The sequence below is a fragment of the Actinophytocola sp. genome, from assembly GCF_036378875.1.
GTDB lineage: Bacteria > Actinomycetota > Actinomycetes > Mycobacteriales > Pseudonocardiaceae > Actinophytocola.
The window spans coordinates 45303-68636 of sequence record NZ_DASUVO010000028.1; the positions used below are offsets into that span (position 1 = coordinate 45303).

Sequence of the window (23334 nt, forward strand, 5' to 3'; positions counted from 1 at the left end):
TCAGTAGCGGCGGCGCGGGAAAAGGTTCACCGCGGGGAAACGCTCCTCGCGGCCGGCGAGCAGGAACCCCGCCAGCACCAGCGCGGCGGCCGCCACCATGGTGAGCGGACGGGTCGACCAGAGGGCGGCCACCGGACCGGTCACGACCCGCAGCCCGGTGGTCAGCTCGGAGCCGTCGAGCAACCGGAGCGTCCACAGCACGAGTGCGCCCGCCGTCGCGATGTCCGGCCCGAACCGGACTCCCAGCACCAGGCTGAGCCCGGCGAGCAGCGCCAGCGGACCGAGCCAGGCACCGATCATGTGCAGCAGCCCACCGGTTTCCCCACCGAACAGCACGAGCGCCGCCGACGCGAGCAGCGCGAGCACCACGTCGTACCCGACGACGAGGGTGAGCCGGGCGAGCAGGATCAGCCTCGGCGGCGCCGGGGTGCTCGCGACCAGCTCGTACCCCGGATCCCGTGCGGGACTGTAGAGCCCGGCCACGCCGCCGGCCGCGACGATCGGCGCCACGAGCGCGAGCACCGTCGGGGCCAACGGCGCGTCCGGACCGACGTTCGTGCCGACGACGGTGAGCAGCGCGCCGAGCGTCATCACCAACGCCGACGCGATCCACACGCTCCGGCCGACCAACCGGGTCTGCGCACGCAGCAGCAGCGGAGCCAGCCGCCACGACGGTCGCGTGACGGCCCGGGGCTGTGGGGTGAGCGCGGAACGACGCAGCACGGTGGCGACCAGCTCGGGTCCGGGCGGCTCCGGCACGTCCGCGCTCACCGCACGCGCGGCCGCCCGCCACGCGGCCACCGTGCCAGCACACTCGGCACAACCGCCGAGATGGGCACGGACGGCGGTGTTGTCGGCGCTGTCGAGCGCGCCGGCGGCGTACTCGGCGAGCAGGTCCACAGGATGGGTCATCGGCTGGCCTCCTCATCCGTGGCGACGAGCGCCGCGAGCCTTGCGCGTGCGTTGTGCAGTCGGCTCTTCACGGTGCCGACCGGCACGTCGAGCACGCGGGCGATGTCCGCGTGGCTCAGTTGGGCGTGGAAGGCCAGCGCCAGTACTTCGCGATGTCCGGCGGGCAGAGCGGCCATCGCCACGCCGACCGCCGCCATGTCGGCCCGGACCAGCGCGATCTCCTCGGGGCCCGGCTCGGTCGCCGCCGGCTCCGGCAGGTCGTCGAGGCCGGCGGGTGGTGTCGGCAGCGACCGCAGGCGGTTGTGTGCCTGCCGCCGGGCCACCCCGTACAGCCAGGTACGGACGGCCGAGTGGCCGCCGAAGCCCGCGGCCGAGCGCCACACGGCGAGCATGGTGTCCTGCAGGATCTCCTCGGCGAGTGCCCGGTCCCCGGCAAGGCGGTAGAGGAACCTGAACAGCCCCGACGCGTGCCTGCGGTACAGCTCGGCGAGCGCACGCGGATCGCCGCCCGCCGTGGCACGCAGCAGATCGTCGTCGGGCACGGCGTCACTCGCCGGCAGGCGCACCCTCCGTCCACCGGTCACCCAGGTCACCGTCTCGATTCTCGCGGTCATCGCAGGGTGAGTAGCACCGCGGGCCGCGAAGGTTCACGTCCGTCCGTAGAGCACGACGCCCAACAACGCGCCGCTCGGCGGGTCATCCTCGATGGTCACCGTGATGGTGTGCGGCACGCCCGGGGACAGCAGGCAGCCACCGGCACGGAACCGCGCGAAGGCGTGACTGGACTGGCACCTCCAGGAGAGGGTCGACACGGAGCTTGGCCAGCGCCCTGGCGGTCTGGCTCTTCACGGTGCCGACGCTGATGCCGAGTGCTCTGGCCAGGCTCCAGATCCCCGTTGATGCGCCTGCGGGCGAACCACGCCTTGGCCAACGTCGTCTGCACCAGGTCCTCGGCCAGGTGGGGATCCTGGGTGAGCGGGTAGGCGGTGCGCAGCAGGGCACTCGACCTGGCCACGACGAACTTGTCGAAGCCGGCCCGATCGGCCGTGGTCGTCACGACCGCGGCCGACGTGTTCAGCGCGCTCATGCCTTCCTCTACCGGTTGACGCGGACCAATGGTTGTCAGACCCGTCAGCCGATTCCGGCGAGGATGTGCAGGATCCCGTCCTGGCCGATGGAGTACACCTGGTGGTTGCCGACGTCCGTGATGAGCAGCGTTCCGTCCGGGGTGGCGCTGATCCCGGCCGGTGTGGCGATCACGGCGGAACTCGCCCGTTCGCCGTCGGCCGGGACTCCCCGGTCGTCGATGCCCACGACCGACGTGATGATGCCGGCCGCGTCGACGCGCCGAACCCGGTGTGAGTTGTCGTCGGCGATGTACAGGTTCCCGTCGGCTCCGACCACCGCGGCGTACGGGCCGGTCAGCTCGGCGTCGACCGCGGGACCGCCGTCGCCCGCGTCGCCCTCGGTGCCGTTGCCGGCCACGGTGGTGATCGTGCCGGCGGGGTCGACCCGGCGGAGGCGGGAGTTGAGGCGGTCACTGATGTACAGGGCACCGTCCGGCCCGACGTGCACGCCGGACGGCTCGTTGAGCCGCGCCGCGGTGGCCGGGCCGTCGTCGCCGGAGTAGCCCGTCTCGCCGTTGCCCGCGACGGTGGTGATGATCCCGTCGACCCCCACGCGACGGATCCGGTTGCCGTCCTCCTCGGCGAGGTAGATCGTGCCGTCGGCGGCGATGTCGATGCTGACCGGATCGGCCAGTTCCGCCTGTTCGGCCGGCCCACCGTCCCCGGCCGAGCCGCTCCGCCCCACCCCAGCCACGGTTCTGATCCGACCGTCCCCGTCCACCGCGCGGATCCGGTTGTTGTCGGAGTCGGCGATGTACAGGGTTCCGTCGGCGCCGAAGGCGATGCCGGTCGGATAGTCCAGTCGGGCGTCGACGGCCTTGCCGCCGTCGCCCGAGTAACCCTGGAAGCCGTTGCCGGCCACCGTGGTGATCACCCCGTCCTGGGCGATGCGACGGATGCGGTTGTTGCCGGCGTCGGCGACGTACAGGGCACCGTCCGGGCCGCGCCGGACCATCCGCGGGTCGAGCAGCGAAGCCTCGATCGCACTGAGACCGTCGCCGGGATAGGCAGGTCCCTTCCCGACCACCGTGGTGATCACGCCGGTCCCGCTGATCCGGCGAACCCGACGGTTCAGCGCGTCCCCCACGTAGACCACGCCGTCGGCTCCGACCGTGACCGCACCCGGCTCCGCGAGCTGGGCCCGGGCGCCAGGACCGCCGTCACCGGAGAACCCGGCCACGCCCGTGCCCGCGATCGTCGTGGCCAGGCCGTCGGGGGTCACCCGGCGCACTCGATCACCCCAGCGCTCGGCGACGTAGAGCGTGCCGTCCCGATCGACCGCTATGTTGTCCGGTCCGTCGAGGGGCGTGACGGTGGCCAGTTCCCCGTCCTGCCCGCCCGTCTCCTGTCCGTTGCCCGCGACCGTGGAGATGGTGCGGACGGCGTCGATGCGCCGAACGCGCCCGTTGTTCGCGTCGGCCACGTAGACGTCCTCGCCGTGGACGGCCAGCGCGAGCGGCCGGTTGAACTCGGCGCGCAGGGCAGGCCCGCCGTCACCGGAGAACCCCACGGTTCCGGTGCCGGCGAACATGGTGATCTTTCCGTGGCCGTCGATTCGGCGGACCCGGTTGCCGACCGCCTCGACGACGTAGACCTCACCGCCCGGCCCGATCGCGACATCGGTCGGACCGTCGAGCTCCGCCCGGGTCGCCGGCCCGTTGTCCCCGGACGAACCCGCCTCGCCGGTGCCGGCGATCGTGGTGATGATCCCCTTTCGGTCCACTCGCCGGATCCGCTGGTTGCCGGTGTCCGCGATCAGGAGGTCACCGTCGGCCCCGACGGCCAGCCCGTTCGGGTGGTCGAGCATGGCCTTCGTGGCCGGTCCTCGGTCACCGGAGAATCCCGTGCCGTTACCGCCGGCGATCGTGGTCAGCTCGCCGTCCGGTGTGAGCCTCATGATGGCGCCGGTCTCGCGCGACGCCAGGTACAGGTTGCCCCCGCCGTCGATGACCATCGCACTCACGTCGGGACCGAGCGACGCCGTGCTGACGCCAGGCATCGGCCCCAGCATGGCCGTCGGGACACCCACGGCCACCTCGGGGCCGGTCAGGACCGGAACCAACGGCGTCGCCGACAGGACGGCGAGAGCACCGGCCACCACGGCGACCTGCCAACGGCGAACCCTGATCGGCGTTCCGCGCGGAGGGGTCTCGCTGGACACGCCGGTGGACGGCGTTCCCGGTGTGGCGTCGGCGATCAGCGGGCCCGGCAGGGTTTCCGAGCCAGGTGTCACCGCGGCGGCGCGCAGCGCGGCGACGAACTCACCGCAGCTTGGGTACCGGTCGGCCGGTTGTTTGGCGATCGCCCTCGACAGCACCTCGTCCACGGCGGGAGGGACATCGGCGAGCCCGGCGGACAGGATCGGCGGCGGGGCCTCGGCGTGCTCGAAGTGCAGCCTCTCCACGGTGTCCCCGGTGAACGGCGGGTGCCCGCTGAGGCAGGCGTAGGCCACGCACCCGAGTGCGTAGACGTCCACGGTCGGCTCCGGTCGGGAGCCCGTCCACCGCTCCGGGGCGAGGTACCGCGGGGAACCGAACCACAGCGCCCTGGTTTCCGACGTCACGTCTCGCCGCAGGGTGAGGCCGAAGTCACCGATGTACGCACGATCGACACCGTCCGGCCCACCGGCCGGGTCGACGAAGATGTTGCCCGGCTTGACATCCCGGTGCACCAGCCCGGCGGCGTGGGCCATGTCCAGCGCGTTCGCGACCTGTCCGAGGATCACGCAGGTACGGGTCAGTCCCAACACGTCCCTGGCGATGAGCTGTTCGAGGTCGGGACCACGCACGAGCCGCATCGCCAGGTACAGCACGTCGTCGGTGTCACCGAAGTCGTAGATGGCGACGACGTTGGGATGGTCCTGGAGAGAAGCGGCGAGCTGTGCCTCGCGCTCGAACCGGCGCACGAAGTCCTCGGAGGCACCGTCGCGGGGGGCGAGCTTGAGCGCGACCTCCCGCCGAAGCCTCAGATGCGTGGCCCGGAACACCGAACACGCACTGCCGCCAACGCCAAGCAGTTCTTCCAACCGGTATCCGGCGACGATGTCGCCAACCTGGGGCACCACACGGCGTCCTTCCCCGGGGCAGGCCCCCGGCACGTCCGTCACGGGTGTGGCACGGACGACCGGCGAACCGCTACGCCTCACCCCAGGGGCGGCTCGTGTGCTTGCCCCCCATCCAACAACCGTAGATCCGGCGGCACCAGGGTAGCGGTGTTGAGAAGTACCTCGACAAGGTTGAGCCGCAACGCCTCGGGATGTGCGGACTGTGCGGTCAACCCGGTGTGGCCGGCGGCGGCCAACTGGTAGCGCACCCTGTCGACCTCGTGGTGAACCCTGCGCTGGGTCCAGCCGGACTGGCCGGGAATGGTGTTCAGCACCTCGCCGGCATCCTTCGCGGACAAGGGATGGGCCCGCTCGTCCTGTCGTAGGTACGCCTGGAACATCGCCACCAGCACGAGGCGCTGCTGAGGGGTCAGCGGATACCCGAGGTCGCCGGTCTCGCCGTCGGGTGGCGCGAGTTTCGCGCCGGAGCGGCCGCTCACCAGCACCTCGACCACGTGCAGCCGGTCGCCCTGGATGAACAGCGTCGTGTACCCCGGCTCGAGCACGATCTCGTGTTCCTTCAACAGAAGCGGCGCCGCCGGCAGCCGGATCGGGCGGCGGCCCAGGTTGCGCAAGGTCCACGTCAGGCCGGAACCGTATGGCACACACTGCATGACGGCCTGTTTCCTGCTGACGTACCAGTCTCCGTCACCGACGATGACGTGCACGTCGTCGTCGTTGCGACCGAGCACGAGACGATGGGTGGGACGCGGGGTCGCCCCGTAGCCGCCGTTCTCGCCCAGCACGAACAGGGAGCCGACCGGCGCCGGTTTGCCACCGAGCAGCGGCTCCCGGCGTTGCAGGCTCGGCGTTGCCTTGTCCAGCGGGTACATCCCGAACTTCGCGTTCATTCGCGTACCCCTCGCCGCGGGAAGGTTGGTGCTGAGCACAGTTCACCACGGTAGGGACGCGATGTCGGGACCCCTCCCACTCCTGTCTCCGAGGGCCGACCGCGCCCCCGGAGACAGGAAGCCGTCAGCGGAAGTAACCTCCGAACAGGATTCGGCTGATGCCGGTCGTGGTTTCCACGCCGACGTCGTAACCGTTCTGGACCACCTGGGTGTTGTTCATGATGGCGATGGTGTAGCGCTCGTTCGGGCCGACGAAGCCCACCGAGTTGATCAGCCACGAGCCGTCGTCGTTGTCGTCGGACCAGCCGTTCTTGTTGCCGGGCTGGGCGGCGGTGCCGGCGCCCCACACGCCCCACTGCTGGTTGACGTCGACCGAACGCATCTCGTTGACGATGTAGTCGCGGTGGGCGGCAGGAAGCTGGGTCAGCACGTAGTTCATCAGCCGGTCGAGGTCGTCGGCCGTGGTGAGGATCCAGCCCCAGTGGTGCGGGTGCTCAGCGGTGAACCGCATGTCGGTCATGCCGTAGGAGGGGAAGCGGGACGCGTACTCCCGCTCGCCGCCATAACGGTTCCACAGCGTCGTCGCGGCGGCGTCGTCGCTCGAGTTCAGCATCAGGTGCATCAGGCGGCGGTCGTCGGCCGTCAGCGTGACGGCACCGGAGTCGTTGCGCAGCAACAGGTCCACGACCATGGCGAGCTTGGGGGTGGAACAGGCCCAGATGAGGGTGCTCGAATGCGTGTTGCGCCAGACCGCGCCGGTCTGCCGGTCCCGCACCACGATGCCGGCGAACCCGGGACGGCGGTTGGCGTATTCGTTCGCCGCGGCGATGCGGACCAGCAGCTTCTCGTCGAACTGAGCCTTGGTGTCGCTCACGGAGACCACGGGAGTGGCGGGAGCGGCGCTGGCGACGGCCGTCGGGACGGAGCACGCAACCACCACGAGGGCGGCGGCGATCACTCGCTTGTTGATCATGCTCATGCGCCGCAACCTACCACCGGGCCGGCATTTCCGGCGGCGTCGCTCCGGAAGATGCCGGCCGGTGGTAAGGCCGTCAGTCCGCCACTGTCTCTCGCTCCTGACCTGCTCGCTCGTCGTTGTTCGTTGGATGACCGTTGGCGAGCGGGATGCTGTCCCCGGTGCCCGGGGCCACCTGCAGGCAGAAGTCCCCGTCGAAGTGTCGGTTGCCGGTCACCACGGCCTGCTCGACGATCTCCACGCTCTTCTCCTCGCGGCGGATCAGCGGATCGCTGCGCAGGTCCTTGGCGAGTGCCACGCACAGGAGCACCATGACGAGTGCGAAGGGCGCCGCGGCGATGATGGTCAGGTTCTGCAGGCCGGTGAGGGCGGTGTCCCCGCCGCCGCCGACGAGCAGCATCACGGCGGCCACCCCACCGGTCGCCACGCCCCAGAACACCACCAGCCAGCGCCGTGGTTCGATCGTGCCGCGTTGCGACATCGTGCCCATCACCAGCGACGCGGCGTCGGCGCCGGACACGAAGAAGATCGCCACCAGCACCATGACCACCACGCTCACGACCGCCGCCAGCGGGAACTGGTCCAGCACCCCGAACAGCTGCGACTGGGCGCTTCCCGCGGCCGTCAGGTCGGTTCCGTCGCGCTGCAGCGTGATGGCGGTGCCACCCATGATGCTGAACCAGACCAGGCTCACCACCGACGGCACGAGGATCACGCCGCTGACGAACTGCTTGATCGTGCGGCCACGGCTGATCCGTGCGATGAACATGCCGACGAAGGGCGTCCACGAGATCCACCAGGCCCAGTAGAAGATCGTCCACGACGACAGCCAGCTCTCCATGTTCTCGCCGCCGGAGGCGCCCGACCGCGAGATCATGTCGCCCATCTCCCGGAAGTAGTCACCGATCGCGGACGGGACGAGGTTGAGGATGAACACCGTGGGCCCCACGACGAACACGAACACGGCGAGCACGGCCGCCAGCACCATGTTGATGTTGGACAGCCACTGGATGCCCTTGGCGACGCCGGACACGGCGGAGGCGACGAACGCGACCGTCAGCACCGCGATCACTCCGATGAGCAGCCCGCTGCCCGGAGAGTCGGCGAGCCACCCTCGCTGGAACAGGCCGCTACCGATCTGCAGCGCGCCGAGTCCGAGCGAGGCGGCGGACCCGAACAGCGTGGCGAAGATCGCCAGGATGTCGATCAGCTTGCCCACCGGGCCCTCGCTCACCCTGCTGCCGAACAGCGGCGCGAACGCCGAGCTGATCAGCTGTTTGCGGCCACGCCGGAAGGTGCCGTACGCGATGGCGAGACCGACGACGGCGTACATCGACCACGGGTGGATCGCCCAGTGGAACAGCGACGTGGCCATGGCGGTCTCGACGGCGGCGTCCGTGCCGCCCTCGACCGTGCCCGGTGGTGGCGCCACGAAGTGTGACAGGGGCTCGGCCACCCCGTAGAACATCAGACCGATGCCCATGCCCGCGCTGAACATCATCGCGATCCAGGACACGGTCCGGAACTCCGGCCGCCCGTTGTCGGGCCCCAACGGGATCTTGCCGTACCGGCTGAACGCCAGCCAGACCGCGAAGAGCACGAAGCCCGTCGCGGCGAGGAGGAACGCCCAGCCGGTGTTGCTGATCAACCAGTCGAGCACCGCCGAGGTGACGCTGCCGAGACTGTCGGTTGCGAGCATCCCCCAGCCCAGGAATGCCGCGGCGACCGCCGCCGCGACGACGAAGACCACGCGATCCGTACTTCTCTCCAGTTTGCCGGGCACGACACCCACCGCCTCTTCGTTGAGTTGGTTGATCTCAGCGGGCCAGTTCCTGCTCGACCCATTGGTGAAACTCGCCGATGTGGTGCTCGGAGGGCACCAGGACACCGCCGCGGGCGTAGGCACGCGAGGACATCGCGGGCTGGCACCGCTCACAGGCGTCGAAGTCCTGCTGGTTCACGCGGTGGAACAGCTCGACCGAGTGCGACACGTCCCGTCCGGTCGCCACGACGTCCTTGGCATACAGCCAGTCGCACTCGACGACAGTGCGGTCGGCCGCCATCGGGAACATCCGGTGGACGATCACGTGGTCGGGCACCAGGTTGATGAACACCTGCGGCCGCACGGTGATGGCGTAGTACCGGCGGTCCTGCTGTTCGTCCACCCGCTCCAGCCGGTCGAAGCCGGCACTGCCGTCGACCGTGAACCCACGCACCTCGTCCCCGAACGCGGCGCCGTGGCCGACGAAGTACTGGGCCGCGTACCCGTCCGCGAACTCCGGCAGGACGTCGGTGAGTTCCGGATGGATCGTCGCGCAGTGGTAGCACTCCATGAAGTTCTCGATGATGAGCTTCCAGTTGGCCCGCACGTCGTACGAGATCCGCCTGCCAAGGGCCAGCTCGTCGATCTCGTAGTTGTCGATCGCGTCGAGCTGGCCGAGCCGCATCGTCACATCCGCCTGCACCGTGTCCTCGAAGGACTGCGGGACCTCGGCAAGGCACAGCCACGCGTAGCCGAGCCACTCCCGCAGGTGCACCGGCCGCAGGCCGTACTCGGTGCGGTCGATGTCCGGCATCGACGTCAGGTTCGGGGCCGCGACGAGCTTGCCGTCCAGGCCGTAGGTCCACGCGTGGTACGGGCACTGGAAGTTCCGCTTCACCGTGCCGGTCTCCTCGACACACAGTCGCGCGCCGCGGTGCCGGCAGATGTTGAGAAAGGCCCGCAGGGCGCCGTCGCGCGACCGGGCCACCAGCACGCTCTCGCGTCCGACCTGGACCGTGCGGAAGTTGCCAGGATCCGGTAGGTCCGCGCTCCGGACGGCGCAGAACCACATGCGCTCGAAGATCTTCTCCTGTTCCAGCTCGAAGATCGTCGCGTCGGTGTAGCTGACGCCGGGCAGTGTCCGGATCAGACTGGAGGGCAGGACGCTCACAACACCACCACCGAACGCAGCACACGTCCCTCGTGCATGTCGGCGAACGCGTGCTCGACGTCGTCCAGCCCGATCGTCTCGGTCACGAACGCGCCGAGATCGATCCGGCCCCGCAGGTGAAGGTCGACGAGCATGGGGAAGTCACGGGTCGGGAGGCAGTCGCCGTACCAGGACGACTTCACGGCGCCGCCTCGGGAGAACACGTCGATGAGTGGAAGCTCGAGGGTCATCTCGGGGGTCGGCACGCCGACGAGCACCGCGGTGCCGGCGTGGTCCCGGGCGTAGAAGGCCTGACGGAACGTCTCGGGACGGCCCACCGCGTCGATCACCACATCGGCGCCGTGGCCACCGGTCAGTGCGCGGATCGCCTCGACGACGTCCTCGGTGCCGGCGTCGATCGTGTGTGTGGCGCCGAAACCCCGCGCCCAGTCGAGTTTCCTGGCATCCAGGTCGACGGCGATGATCGTGGTGGCCCCGGCCAGCCGTGCGCCCAGGATCGCCGCGTCACCGACGCCGCCACAGCCGAGCACGGCGACGCTGTCCCCTCGGCCCACCCCGCCGGTGTTGATCGCGGCGCCGATACCCGCCATCACGCCGCAACCCAGCAGGCCGGCGACCGCCGGGGTCACCCTGGCGTCGACCTTGGTGCACTGGCCGCTGTGCACGAGTGTCTTCTCGGCGAAGGCGCCGATGCCCAGCGCGGGAGTCAGCGGCGTGCCGTCGGCCAGCGTCATCGGCTGGGCCGCGTTGTGGGTGTCGAAGCAGTACCACGGCCTGCCGCGCCGGCAGGAGCGGCAGACGCCGCAGACGGCCCGCCAGTTGAGCACGACGAAGTCACCGGGCGCCAGGTCCGTCACGCCGTCGCCGACCGCCTCCACGACGCCCGCCGCCTCGTGGCCGAGCAGGAACGGGAACTCGTCGGTGATCCCACCCTCCCGGTAGTGCAGGTCGGTATGGCAGACGCCGCAGGCCCGCACCTTCACCAAGGCCTCTCCCGGCCCGGGGTCGGGCACCAGGACGGTCTCGACGGAGACCTTCGCGCCGCGGCCGACGGCCACGACCCCGTTGACCTCATGTACCACTCGTCTCCCCTTTCCAGTCGAGTTGCGTATTGCACAACTCCTGCGTGATATGCAACAGCGATCCGCACCACATTGCGCCGCGCCCCCCGGCCTGTCAAGCCCCTGAGACCCACCTGGAGGCAAGCCTTGACCCAGCTCAGCGCCACACGTAGCCTGACAGCCAATTGATATATCAATCCTCGGTAAAAGGTATGAGACAGGAGGCGGCATGTCGGTGGCCATCGACCGCACGGGGGCGTTGACCCCCGAGCGTGTCCTCGGGCGTTCCCTGCAGGAGACCGACGCCGAGGTCCACGCGGCCATCGGACGGGAGCTCGCCCGCCAGCGTGACACCCTCGAGATGATCGCGAGCGAGAACTTCGCGCCGGTGGCCGTCATGCAGGCCCAGGGCTCGGTGCTGACGAACAAGTACGCGGAGGGCTACGCGGGCCGCCGGTACTACGGCGGCTGCGAGCACATCGACGAGATCGAGACTCTTGCCATCGACCGTCTCAAGGCGCTGTTCGGCGCCGAGTACGCCAACGTGCAGCCGCATTCCGGCGCGCAGGCCAACGCCGCGACCATGGCGGCGCTGCTCGAGCCGGGCGACACGATCCTGGGCCTCGACCTCGCACACGGCGGACACCTGACGCACGGGATGAAGCTCAACTTCTCCGGCCGCCTCTACGACGTCGCCGCCTACCACGTCCGCCGCGACGACCACCTGGTCGACATGGCGGAGGTCGCGCGACTCGCCCACGAACGCAGGCCCAAGCTGATCCTGGCGGGATGGTCGGCGTACCCACGGCACCTCGACTTCGCCGAGTTCCGCCGGGTCGCGGACGAGGTCGGCGCCTACCTGATGGTCGACATGGCCCACTTCGCCGGCCTGGTGGCCGCCGGCCTGCACCCCTCCCCCGTGCCGCACGCGCACGTCGTCACCTCGACCACGCACAAGACGCTCGGCGGGCCGAGGGGCGGGGTCATCCTGGCCGAGCGGAGCCTGGCCAAGAAGCTCAACTCCAGCGTCTTCCCCGGCCAGCAGGGCGGCCCGCTCGAGCACGTCATCGCCGGCAAGGCCGTCGCGTTCAAGCTCGCCGGTGAGCCGGAGTTCCGGGAACGGCAGGAACGCACGCTGGCCGGTGCCCGGATCCTGGCCGACCGGTTGCTGGCGGAGAAGAGCATCGGCGTGATCTCCGGCGGCACGGACGTCCACCTCGTGCTGGTGGACCTGCGTGACTCCGACCTCGACGGCAAGCAGGCCGAGGACCGGCTGCACGAGGTCGGCATCACCGTCAACCGCAACGCGGTGCCGTTCGACCCGCGTCCGCCGATGGTCAGTTCCGGCCTGCGGCTCGGCACGCCAGCACTGGCCGCCCGCGGCTTCGGCCTCGACGACTTCGCGGAGGTCGCCGACATCGTGGCGCTGGCCCTGCGGCAGGACTCGTCCGTCGCCGACCTCGCCGGCCGGGTCGCCGACCTGGCCGCCCGCCACCCCCTCTACCCCGGGATCACGGCATGACCGCGCCGCTGCCGGACCACCCCGACTTCCTCTGGCACACGCCGGAACCGAAGAAGTCCTACGACGTGGTGATCGTCGGCGGGGGCGGGCACGGCCTGGCCACCGCGCACTACCTCGCGAAGAACCACGGCATCACCAACGTGGCCGTGCTGGAGCGTGGCTGGTTGGCCGGCGGGAACATGGCCCGCAACACCACGATCATCCGCTCCAACTACCTGTGGGACGCCTCAGCCGCGATCTACGAGCACGCGCTCGGCCTGTGGGAGGGCCTCGAGGAGGACCTCGGGTACCCGATCCTGTTCTCCCAGCGCGGGGTGCTCAACCTCGCGCACACCGAGCAGGACGTCCGGGACAGCGTCCGGCGGGTGGAGGCGAACAAGCTCAACGGCATCGACGCCGAGTGGCTCAACCCGGACGAGGTCGCCAAGGTCTGCCCGATCGTCAACGTCTCCGGCGACATCCGGTACCCGGTGCTCGGGGCGACCTACCAGCCACGCGCCGGCATCGCCAAACACGACTACGTCGCATGGGGTTTCGCCCGGCGGGCCGACGAGGCCGGGATCGACCTGATCCAGGACTGCGAGGTCACCGGGTTCACTGTGGACGGTGACCGGGTCACGGGCGTGCGCACCAGCCGTGGCGACATCGCCTGCGGCACGGTCGCTCTCTGCGCGGCGGGGCACACGTCGGTGCTGCTGGACGCGCTCGGTGTGCCGGCGCCGCTGCAGTCACACCCGCTGCAGGCCCTGGTTTCTGAGCTGCTCGAGCCGGTCCACCCCACCGTCGTCATGTCCAACGCGATCCACGTCTACGTCTCCCAGGCACACAAGGGAGAACTGGTGATGGGCGCCGGGGTCGACGCCTACAACGGCTACGGCCAGCGCGGCGCGTTCCACATCATCGAACGGCAGATGGCCGCCGCGGTGGAGCTGTTCCCCGTGTTCGCTCGGGCGCACCTGTTGCGTAGCTGGGCGGGGATCGTCGACGTCACCCCGGACGCATCGCCGATCGTCGGTGCCACCCCGTACTCCAACGTCTACCTCAACTGCGGTTGGGGCACCGGCGGCTTCAAGGCGACGCCCGGTCTGGGCTGGTGCCTGGCCGACACCATCGCCACCGGCGAACCGCACCCGTACGTGGCGCCGTTCAGCCTGGACCGTTTCGTCACCGGCGCGCTCGTCGACGAGCACGGCGCCGCCGCCGTCGCCCACTAGGAGCCGACCATGCAACTGATCAAGTGCCCATGGTGTGGGCCCCGTGAGGAAGTCGAGTTCCACTACGGCGGCCAGGCACACATCGCCTACCCCGCCGACCCGGCCGCACTGTCCGATGAGGAATGGGCCCGGTTCGTGTTCTTCCGCGACAACCCCAAGGGTCCGTTCGCGGAACGCTGGAGCCACACCGCCGGCTGCCGGCGCTGGTTCAACGCGGTCCGGGACACCACGACCTACCAGTTCCTGAACGTCTACCCCATGGGCGAGAGGTCGTCATGAGTCGCGTCGACGGATACGGCCTCATCGACCGCACTCGGACCTTGAGCTTCACCTTCGACGGGGTGCGGTACACGGGTCATCCCGGCGACACGCTCGCCTCCGCGTTGCTGGCCAACGGCGTGCACGCGGTCGGCACGAGCGTGAAGTTCGGTCGCCCGCGCGGGATCGGGGCCGCCTGGACCGAGGATCCGACCGGGGTCGTGCAGATCGAGGAGCCGTTCCCGGAGCCGATGCTGCTCGCGTCCACTGTGGAGCTGACCGACGGGCTCGTGGCGCGTGGCGTCAGCGGGCAGGGCCGGCTCGCCGAGGTGGCCGACACCGCGCGGTACGACCGCAAGCACACCCACTGCGACACCCTGGTCATCGGTGCCGGTCCCGCTGGGCTGTCAGCCGCGCGATCCGCCGCGCGGCGCGGGGAACGGGTCGTGCTCGTCGACGACCGGGCTACGCCCGGCGGCAGCCTGGTCGGTGACGGACCGGCACGCGAGTTCGTCGCCGAGGTGGTGGCGGAGCTGGCCGCCGCACCCGAGGTGCTGCACCTGCAACGCACCACCGCGTTCGGCCACTACGACGACGGGTTCGTGCTGGCACTGGAACGGCGCACCGACCACCTGGGGAACGCGGCGCCACGGCACGTCTCGCGCCAGCGTGTGCACCGGATCCGCGCCGGCCACGTCGTCGTCGCCACCGGAGCCATCGAGCGGCCGGTCGTGTTCGAGGACAACGACCGGCCGGGCATCATGCTCGCCTCCGCGGCAGGCGACTTCCTGCACCGCTACGGAGTGCTCACCGGCCGCGAGATCGTCGTGTTCACCACGAACGACTCCGCGTACGCCGCCGCCGTCGACCTCGCGGCGGCCGGGGCGCGGGTCACCGTGCTCGACGCCAGGGCGACGACACCCGAGTACGACTCGGTCACCGTGCACGCGGCCAGCACGGTCGTGGGTACCAGTGGCACCGACCGGATCACGGGCGTGCGGACCGCGAGCGGCGATTCCCTGCCGTGTGACCTGTTGCTGGTGTCCGGTGGCTGGAACCCGACCGCGCACCTGTTCAGCCACGTGCGGGGTGCGCTCACCTACGACGCCGACCTTGGCGCGTTCCGGCCGGGTGAGTCGCTGCCGGGCGTGTCGGTCGTCGGTGCCGCGAACGGCACGTTCGATGTGGACACTCCGCCGCTCGTCCTCTGGCGCACCGAGGGCGACCCGGCACACCAGTTCGTGGACCTTCAGCGAGACGCGACCGTCGGCGACATCGAGCGGGCCGTCGGCGCCGGGCTGCGGTCGGTCGAGCACATCAAGCGCTACACCACGATCGGCACCGCACACGACCAGGGCAAGACCTCCGGGGTGATCGCCTCGGGGATCATCGCGGAGCTGATCGGCAAGCCGGTCGAGCACACCGGGACCACGACGTTCCGCCCGCCGTACACGCCCGTGGCGTTCGCCGCGCTGGCCGGCCGGGAACGCGGGAAGCTGTTCGACCCGGAGCGGATCACCGCCCTGCACGACTGGCACGTCGAAGCGGGCGCGGTGTTCGAGGACGTCGGGCAGTGGAAGCGGGCCAGGTACTACCCGGCGGCCGGCGAGAACATGGACTCGGCCGTGCTGCGCGAGTGTGCCGCGGTCCGCGGCGGTGTCGGCATCCTGGACGGTTCGACGCTCGGCAAGATCGACGTGCAGGGACCGGACGCCGGCGAGCTGCTCGACCGCGTCTACACCAACATGATGAGCACGTTGAAGGTCGGTCGCGTGCGCTACGGCGTCATGTGCGGCAACGACGGCATGGTGCTCGACGACGGCACGGTGCTACGGCTCGCCGAGGACCGGTTCATGGTCATCACCACGACGGGAGGCGCGGCGCGTGTTCTCGACTGGATGGAGGAGTGGCTCCAGACCGAATGGCCGGACCTGCGGGTGCACCTCACGTCGGTGACCGAGCAGTGGTCGGTGTTCCCGGTCGTCGGCCCTCGGTCGCGAGACGTCATCGCCGAGGTGTTCGGAAATCTCGACGTGTCCAATGAGGCCTTTCCGTTCATGTCCTGGCAGGACACCGAACTGGATGGCGTGCCGGTGCGCGTCGCCCGGATCTCCTTCTCCGGCGAGCTGGCCTTCGAGGTCAACGTGAGCGCCTGGTACGCCCCCTCGATGTGGCTCCGGCTCCTCGCCGCCGGCTCCCGCTTCGGCATCACCCCCTACGGCACGGAGACCATGCACGTGCTGCGGGCGGAAAAGGGCTATCCGATCGTCGGCCAGGACACCGACGGCACCGTCACCCCGCACGATCTGGGTCTGGGCTGGGCGGTGTCGAAGAAGAAGCTGGACTTCATCGGCAAGCGGTCGTTCGCGCGAGCGGAGAACAACAACCCGCTCCGCAAGCAGCTCGTGTCGCTCGTCCCCACCGATGCGCTGACCAAGCTCCCCGAGGGTTCGCAGGTCATCGAGTTCCAGGCGGACGGGAGCCTGCCCGCCGGCTCCGTGCCGATGCTGGGTCACGTGACATCGAGCTATCACAGCGCCGCACTTGGGCGTCCGTTCGCGCTCGCACTGGTCCGAAGTGGCCGGTCACGGATCGGCGACACCGTCCACATTCCGGTCGACGGTGCGCTGGTCCCGGCCGAGATCGGCGGAATCGTGCTGGTCGACCCGGAAGGAGCACGCCGCGATGGCTGACCTCTACCTCACCCATCCTCTGCTGCGGTGGTTCCCCGCGCTGACCGACACCTCCCGCGACGCGGACGGGCTGCACCTGGAAGCGGAGTCCCCGGTGACCGCAACGGATCTGCGGGTGGACCCGACCGGGCCAGGTGCCCGGGCCGCGGCGGCGGTGCTCGGCGCGCCACTTCCCACGGAACCAGGTACCTGGGTGTACGGCGACGACGGCCAGATCATCTGGCTCGGCCCGGACGAATGGCTCGTCACCAGCGTCTCCGCCGCACCACACGAACTCGAGGCACGGCTCGGCGCGGCCGTTCGGCCCCATGGTGGGGCGGCTATCGACGTCTCCGCCCAGCGCACCAGAATCCGGGTCAGCGGCCGCCACGCGCGGGACGTCCTCGCCACGGGCTGTTCGCTGGACCTGCACCCGGCGGCCTTCCCCGCCGGCACCGCCGCGCAGTCCACCCTCGGCCAGGCCCCGGTGCTGCTGCTGGGTTTGGGTGAGGGCAACGACTTCCGCGTGTTCGTGCGGCCGTCGTTCGCCGGGTACCTCGCCGACTGGCTCCTGGACGCGGCGTGTGAGTTCCAGCCCGCCGGCACCACCTCGTAAGGAGACCACATGAGCACCACGCCTCAGGTCGTCATCATCGGCGCCGGCATCGTCGGCGCGAACCTGGCCGACGAGCTGACGATGCGCGGCTGGACCCGGGTCACCGTCCTCGACCAGGGACCACTCCCCCTGACCGGCGGGTCGACCTCCCACGCCCCGGGCCTCGTGTTCCAGACCAACGCGGCCAAGGCGATGACGGAGTTCGCGACCTACACCGTCGACAAGCTCAAGGGCCTCGACGTCGACGGCGCCTGGTGCTTCAACCAGGTCGGCGGCCTCGAGGTGGCCACCACCCCGGAACGCCTCACCGACCTGCACCGCAAGCAGGGCTGGGCCACGTCCTGGGGCGTGCCCGGTGAGGTCGTGGACGCCGAGGAGTGCGTGCGGCTGCACCCGCTGCTCGACCCCGACCAGATCCTCGGCGGCTTCCACACACCCACCGACGGGCTGGCGAAAGCGGCCCGCGCGGTCGTGGCGCTCCGGCGGCGCGCCGAGGCGCGAGGTGCGCGGTTCCACGGCGGTGTCCGGGTCACCGGCATCGACCAGACCGGGGGTCGGGTCACCGGTGTACGGACGACCGCGGGCCAGTTCCCCGCCGACATCGTCGTGTCGTGCGCGGGTTTCTGGGGTCAGGCCATCGGCGAGATGGTCGGCATGCGGGTCCCCCTCCTGCCGTTGGCACACCAGTACGTCCGCACCGGGCAGGTCCTGGAGTTGGTGGGCCGCAACGACGAGCAGACCGAGGCCGGGCTCCCCATCCTGCGCCACCAGGACAAGGACCTGTACTACCGGGAACACGTGGACTGCGTGGGCATCGGCTCGTACGCGCACCGCCCGATGCCGGTGAGCCTGTCGGATCTGCCGGAGGTCGACGATCTCACCGAGTCGGCGATGCCGTCGATGCTGCCCTTCACCGAGGAGGACTTCGCGCCATCGTGGGAGGACAGCCAGTCGCTGCTGCCCGCGCTGAGGTCGGCCAAGATCGAGACCGGGTTCAACGGGATCTTCTCCTTCACCCCGGACGGCGGCCCGCTGATCGGCGAGTCCCCCGACGTCGCCGGCTTCTGGCTCGCCGAGGCCGTCTGGGTCACGCATTCGTCCGGCGTCGCACGCGCGGTCGCGCAGTTACTTGTGGACGGTCACAGCGAGATCGCGCTGCACGGCTGCGACGTGCACCGCTTCGACGAGATCGAGACGACGGACGCCTACGTCGACGAGACCTCACAGCGCAACTTCGTCGAGATCTACGACGTACTGCACCCGCTGCAGCCCAAGCTGTCACCGCGGGACCTGCGCGTGAGCCCGTTCCACGGACGGCAGAAGGAGCTCGGCGCGTTCTTCCTGGAGTCCCACGCCTGGGAGCGGCCGCACTGGTACGAGGCCAACGCGCACCTGGTCAAGGACCTGCCCGCCGAATGGCAGCCACCCGCGCGGGATCCGTGGTCGGCGATGTTCCACTCCCCGATCGCCGCGGTCGAGGCTTGGAAGACCCGCACGGCCGTCGCCCTCTACGACATGACCTCGCTCAAACGCCTGGAGGTCACCGGTTCCGGGGCCGTCGCGTTCCTGGAGCGGCTCACGACGTCCAAGATGGACAAGTCCGTCGGCTCGGTCACCTACACGCTCGCCCTCGACGACGCCGGTGGCGTCCGCAGCGATCTCACCGTGGCACGCCTGGCCTCCGACCGGTTCCAGGTCGGCGCCAACGGCAACCTGGATCTCGCCTACTTCCGCGCCATGGCCGACCCGGACGTGCGGATCCGCGACATCACCGGCGGCACGTGCTGCATCGGTGTCTGGGGCCCGCTCGCCCGGGACCTCGTACAACCGCTGAGCCGCGACGACTTCTCCAACGAAGCGCTGAAGTACTTCCGGTGCGTGCCCGCCCACATCGCGGGGATCCCGGTCACCGCCATGCGTCTGTCCTATGTGGGCGAGCTGGGCTGGGAGATCTACACCAGCGCCGAGTACGGGCAGCGGCTGTGGGACGTGCTCTTCGAAGCCGGCCGCCCGCTCGGGGTGGTCGCCGCCGGGCGCGCGGCCTTCACCAGCCTGCGGCTGGAGAAGGGCTACCGGGCCTGGGGCACGGACATGACCACCGAGCACAACCCGTACGAGGCGGGACTCGGGTTCGCGGTGCGCAAGCAGAAGGGTGACTTCGTCGGCCGGGACGCCATCGCCGACGTCACCGCGGACACCGTCACCCGACGACTGTCGTGCCTGACGATCGACGACGGCCGCAGCGTGGTCCTCGGCAACGAACCGGTGTACCTCGACGGCGTGGCTGCCGGGTACGTCACGTCCGCCGCGTTCGCGCACACGCTGGGCATGCCGATCGCCTACGCGTGGCTGCCCGCCACCGCGACCGTCGGCACGCAGGTCGAGATCAACTACTTCGGCCGCCGAGTGCGTGCCACCGTGGCGGCCGAGCCGCTGGTCGACCCGGAAATGCTGCGCATCCGTCGCTGAAAGGACCCTCATGCGCAACGACAGGATCGAAGACTTCCTCGACGCGCTCGCCGCCCGGGCACCGGTCCCGGGTGGCGGCGCCACGGCCGCGCTGCACGCCGCGCAGGGCGCCGCGCTGGTGGCGATGGTCGCCCGGTACAGCGAAGGCGAGAAGTACCGGGAGAACGCCACCACGATCACGCAGGTGCGGGACAACGCGGACGAACTGCGTGCCCTCGCGCTCACGCTGGCCGAGCGGGACGCCGCCGCGTTCGGGGCCGTCACCCGGGCCTACGCGCTGCCGAAGTCGACGGACGGCGAGAAGGTGGCCAGGTCCCAGGCGATCCGCACCGCGCTGGTCGAGGCCGGGCGGGTCCCCGCCCGCGTCATCGCGGTGGCGAAACAGATCATCAGCCTCGCCGAACGCCTCCAGCCGATCGGCAACCCCAACGTGATCAGCGACGTCGCCGCGGCCGCCGACGCGGCCAGGGCCGCGTTGTCCACGGCGCGGGTCAACGTGGAGATCAACCTCGCCGGCATCACCGACGCCGGGGTCCGGGACGAGCTGACGGCGGCGACCGCCACCGTCGACCAGGCCATGACACGGGCCGACGACGTCACCACCAAGGTCCGGAAGCAGATCTCGCGGTGACCACAACCATCCTCAGTGGAGCTGAGCTGGCCCGGCAGATCCGCGCCAGTGTCAGTACCGATGCCGCCGCACTCGGCTCCATGTCGGACATCCATCCCCGCCTCGCGGTCGTGGTCGCCACCGACGACGAGTCCAGCGCCTGGTACGTCCGCTCGATCGCCAAGACCGCCGCCCGAAGCGGTCTGCTGTGCGACATCGTCGAGCCAGGAGCGGCCGGGATCCTCGGCGAGCTGGAGAGTCTGAGCGCCGACCCGACGGTGCACGGGATCATCCTGCAGACCCCGCTGCCCGCAGGCGCCCGGTTCGAGGAGCTGGCGGCGGCCATCAGTCCGGAGAAGGACGTCGACGGCGCGAACCCGCTCTCGCTCGGTCGCCTCACCGCCGGACTTCCCGCCCACCCGCCTGCGACGGCCGCGGCGGTGATGGCACTACTCGACCACTACGAGATACCCCTCGCGGGGCGCCGAGTCGTGGTGGTCGGCCGCTCCAACGTCGTCGGCAAACCCGTGGCCCACCTCCTCCTGGCACGGGACGCCACCGTGACGATCTGCCACAGCCGCACCGCCGACCTCGCGCAGTGCACCCGGAGCGCGGACGTCCTCGTGGCGGCCGTGGGCAGGCCCGGCCTGATCACCGCTGAACACGTGAACCCGCACGCCGTCGTCATCGACGTCGGCACCAACCCAACCGCGGACGGCGGGCTCGTGGGCGATGTCGACCAGGAGGCAGTGTCCGGAAGAGCCGCGGCCCTGACCCCAGTCCCGGGCGGTGTCGGTCCAGTCACCACCGCACTGCTGCTCCGGCACACGATCAACGCCGCGACCCCACCATGATCCGCTCAGATGATGGCCCTGATCGCCTTCTCGAAACCGGTGACGTGGTCGCGGGCCAGATCCGAGGCGGTGTCCGCGTCGCCGTCCGCGATCGACCGCAGCAGGGTCACGTGCTCGCCGACGTGCCGGTCGAAGTGTGGCATGCGCTCGAGGAACAGGCAGAAGATCCGCGTCGCCAGGTTGTTGTAGCGGATCAGGGTGTCCTCGAGGTGCGGGTTGCCCGCGGCGCGATAGATCGCGCGGTGGACACGCAGGTCCCACCGCATCAGCTCGTTGCGTTCGAGGGCCAGCACGTCGAGATCGGCGATGTCGTCCGCGAGTTCGGCGAGCCCGGACCGTACGCCCGCGCTCTCCGCGGCACGCCGGGCGGCCAGCGGCTCGAGCTGGACCCGGATGTCGGAGATGTAGGCGAGATCGGTGATGTCGACACCGGTGGCGAACGTGCCACGCCGCGGATACGAGACGACCAGCCGGTCCACCTCCAGCCGTTTGAGCGCCTCCCGAACGGGGGTGCGCCCGAGCCCGAGCGACTCGCTGAGCGCGCCGTCGTCGATCGGCGCCATGGGCGGGATGTCCAGCATGATCAGCCGGTCCTGGATCGCGGCGTAGGCGCGATCGGCCAGCGAGAGCGGCGCTCCCTCGAGTTGCTGTGCTTGAGCGGTCACGATCCCCATCCTAACCCCTGAAAACCACGAGCGGTCACCGTTGCATATCTGAGCACGACAACTGATATACTAATCTAACATCAGGAGGTCCGATGCGTCAGACTCCACTGGCCCGGAGCCAGTCATGACGGTGTCCGTCTTCGACCTGTTCAAGGTCGGCATCGGGCCGTCCAGCTCGCACACGGTCGGTCCGATGCGGGCCGCCTACCTGTTCGCCTCCCGTCTGGCGGACTCCGGTGTCCTTTCCAGAACCGCGAAACTGCGCTGCGAGCTGTTCGGCTCACTCGGCGCCACCGGTCACGGGCACGGCAGCGTCAAGGCCGTCGTCCTGGGACTGTCCGGAGAGCAGCCACACCTCGTCGACCCGGTCGCCGCCGATCCGACGGTCGTCGCGACCCGGGCGGACGGCACGATCGCCCTGCTCGGCAAACACACGATCGCCTTCTCGGTCGATGACGACATCGTGCTGCACCGCAACAAGAGGCTCGACTTCCACAGCAACGGCATGGTCTTCCACGCCTTTGGCGAGGACGGAGACATCCTCGAACGCCGCGAGTACTACTCGGTCGGCGGTGGTTTCGTCCTCGACCAGGACGAAACCGGTCAGCGCGTGCTGGTGGCGGATCCCACCCCGGTGCGCTACCCCTTCGACACCGGCGACGAACTGCTCGCCCACACGCGCGAAACCGGGCTCCGGATCAGCGACATCATGCTGGCCAACGAGACGTCCTGGCGTAGCGAAACGGAAATCCGCGCCGGGCTGCTCCGGATCTGGTCCGTCATGCGGGAATGCGTGGACCGCGGCATGCACACCGGCGGTGTCCTCCCCGGCGGGCTGAAGGTGCGCCGGCGCGCGGACGACCTCCGCCGGCAGCTCGAACGCGACTCCGGTGAACCCGACGCGATGGAGTGGGTCACGCTCTTCGCCCTCGCCGTGAACGAGGAGAACGCCGCGGGCGGGCGGGTGGTCACGGCCCCGACCAACGGTGCCGCCGGGATCGTGCCCGCGGTCCTGCACTACGGCCAGAAGTTCCTGCCCGCCTTCTCCGACGACGCGGTCATCAGGTTCCTCCTGACGGCTGCGGCGATCGGCTCTCTGTTCAAGAAGAACGCCTCGATCTCCGGCGCCGAGGTCGGCTGCCAGGGCGAGGTCGGCTCCGCGTGTTCGATGGCGGCCGGCGGCCTCGCCGAGATCATCGGCGGCACGCCGGAGCAGGTCGAGAACGCGGCCGAGATCGGCATCGAGCACAACCTCGGCCTGACCTGCGACCCCGTCGGCGGGCTCGTGCAGATCCCCTGCATCGAACGCAACGCCATCGCCTCGGTCAAGGCGATCGCCGCCGCGCGGATGGCGGTTCGCGGCGACGGCCGCCATCACGTCTCGCTGGACAAGGCGATCAAGACCATGCGCGAGACCGGGGCGGACATGAAGGACAAGTACAAGGAGACCGCCCGGGGCGGGCTGGCTCTCAACATCGTGGAATGCTGACG

General features: G+C 70.0%; 19 protein-coding genes. 9 read left to right on the forward strand and 10 right to left on the reverse strand.

Annotation, left to right across the window (positions count from 1 at the left end; all coding sequences use genetic code 11):
* The 9 genes from VF106_RS08110 to VF106_RS08150 all read right to left on the reverse strand — a co-directional run bounded on the left by VF106_RS08110 (position 1) and on the right by VF106_RS08150 (position 10984).
* Complete coding sequence (locus tag VF106_RS08110; protein WP_330838971.1) at positions 1-912, reverse strand: zf-HC2 domain-containing protein; 912 nt, start codon at positions 910-912, stop codon at positions 1-3.
* The gene (locus VF106_RS08115; RefSeq protein ID WP_330838972.1) at positions 909-1526 is read right to left on the reverse strand and encodes an RNA polymerase sigma factor; all 618 of its coding nucleotides are present in this window, start codon (positions 1524-1526) and stop codon (positions 909-911) included. Before VF106_RS08115 ends, VF106_RS08110 begins: the two co-directional genes overlap by 4 nt.
* A 33-nt stretch (positions 1527-1559) precedes the next feature.
* Entirely contained in the window at positions 1560-1724 is a 165-nt protein-coding gene (locus tag VF106_RS08120; protein ID WP_330838973.1) for a hypothetical protein, read from the reverse strand.
* A 319-nt stretch (positions 1725-2043) separates the two neighbouring features.
* Entirely contained in the window at positions 2044-5103 is a 3060-nt protein-coding gene (locus VF106_RS08125; RefSeq protein ID WP_330838974.1) for an NHL domain-containing protein, read from the reverse strand.
* 77 nt (positions 5104-5180) lie between these two features.
* Positions 5181-5993: an FHA domain-containing protein gene (locus VF106_RS08130; protein WP_330838975.1), complete on the reverse strand. Its 813-nt coding sequence runs from the start codon at positions 5991-5993 to the stop codon at positions 5181-5183.
* 124 nt (positions 5994-6117) lie between these two features.
* Positions 6118-6981, reverse strand: a complete 864-nt coding sequence (locus VF106_RS08135) for a serine hydrolase (protein ID WP_330838976.1) — start codon at positions 6979-6981, stop codon at positions 6118-6120.
* A 64-nt stretch (positions 6982-7045) separates the two neighbouring features.
* Positions 7046-8668: a BCCT family transporter gene (locus tag VF106_RS08140; RefSeq protein WP_414638898.1), complete on the reverse strand. Its 1623-nt coding sequence runs from the start codon at positions 8666-8668 to the stop codon at positions 7046-7048.
* A 118-nt stretch (positions 8669-8786) separates the two neighbouring features.
* Positions 8787-9902: an aromatic ring-hydroxylating oxygenase subunit alpha gene (locus VF106_RS08145; RefSeq protein ID WP_330838978.1), complete on the reverse strand. Its 1116-nt coding sequence runs from the start codon at positions 9900-9902 to the stop codon at positions 8787-8789.
* A complete protein-coding gene (locus VF106_RS08150; protein ID WP_330838979.1) occupies positions 9899-10984 on the reverse strand; it encodes an S-(hydroxymethyl)mycothiol dehydrogenase in 1086 nt (361 codons plus the stop codon). Before VF106_RS08150 ends, VF106_RS08145 begins: the two co-directional genes overlap by 4 nt.
* A gap of 208 nt (positions 10985-11192) precedes the next feature.
* Between VF106_RS08150 and glyA the strand changes: the two genes are divergently transcribed.
* The 8 genes from glyA to VF106_RS08190 are packed head-to-tail and all read left to right on the forward strand — an operon-like array spanning position 11193 to position 21178.
* Entirely contained in the window at positions 11193-12485 is a 1293-nt protein-coding gene (glyA, locus tag VF106_RS08155; protein ID WP_330838980.1) for a serine hydroxymethyltransferase, read from the forward strand.
* Entirely contained in the window at positions 12482-13699 is a 1218-nt protein-coding gene (locus VF106_RS08160; RefSeq protein WP_330838981.1) for a sarcosine oxidase subunit beta family protein, read from the forward strand. Before glyA ends, VF106_RS08160 begins: the two co-directional genes overlap by 4 nt.
* Before the next feature lie 9 nt (positions 13700-13708).
* Positions 13709-13978, forward strand: a complete 270-nt coding sequence (locus VF106_RS08165) for a sarcosine oxidase subunit delta (protein WP_330838982.1) — start codon at positions 13709-13711, stop codon at positions 13976-13978.
* Positions 13975-16650: a 2Fe-2S iron-sulfur cluster-binding protein gene (locus VF106_RS08170; RefSeq protein ID WP_330838983.1), complete on the forward strand. Its 2676-nt coding sequence runs from the start codon at positions 13975-13977 to the stop codon at positions 16648-16650. The genes VF106_RS08165 and VF106_RS08170 overlap by 4 nt, the downstream gene beginning before the upstream one ends.
* Positions 16643-17245, forward strand: coding sequence for a sarcosine oxidase subunit gamma (locus tag VF106_RS08175; RefSeq protein WP_330838984.1), 603 nt, complete (start codon positions 16643-16645; stop codon positions 17243-17245). Before VF106_RS08170 ends, VF106_RS08175 begins: the two co-directional genes overlap by 8 nt.
* Positions 17246-17254: 9 nt before the next feature.
* Positions 17255-19714 (forward strand): GcvT family protein, encoded by a 2460-nt coding sequence (locus VF106_RS08180; protein ID WP_330838985.1) that lies wholly within the window; start codon positions 17255-17257, stop codon positions 19712-19714.
* A gap of 10 nt (positions 19715-19724) precedes the next feature.
* Positions 19725-20345 (forward strand): cyclodeaminase/cyclohydrolase family protein, encoded by a 621-nt coding sequence (locus VF106_RS08185; RefSeq protein WP_330838986.1) that lies wholly within the window; start codon positions 19725-19727, stop codon positions 20343-20345.
* Positions 20342-21178 carry a bifunctional 5,10-methylenetetrahydrofolate dehydrogenase/5,10-methenyltetrahydrofolate cyclohydrolase gene (locus tag VF106_RS08190; protein ID WP_330838987.1) on the forward strand — a complete coding sequence of 279 codons (837 nt, stop codon included), beginning with the start codon at positions 20342-20344 and terminating at the stop codon, positions 21176-21178. Before VF106_RS08185 ends, VF106_RS08190 begins: the two co-directional genes overlap by 4 nt.
* A gap of 5 nt (positions 21179-21183) precedes the next feature.
* Here the strand turns inward: VF106_RS08190 and VF106_RS08195 are convergent, their stop codons facing one another.
* A complete protein-coding gene (locus tag VF106_RS08195; protein ID WP_330838988.1) occupies positions 21184-21852 on the reverse strand; it encodes a GntR family transcriptional regulator in 669 nt (222 codons plus the stop codon).
* A gap of 115 nt (positions 21853-21967) precedes the next feature.
* Between VF106_RS08195 and VF106_RS08200 the strand changes: the two genes are divergently transcribed.
* Complete coding sequence (locus VF106_RS08200) at positions 21968-23332, forward strand: L-serine ammonia-lyase (protein WP_330838989.1); 1365 nt, start codon at positions 21968-21970, stop codon at positions 23330-23332.
* Positions 23333-23334 lie beyond the last annotated feature (2 nt).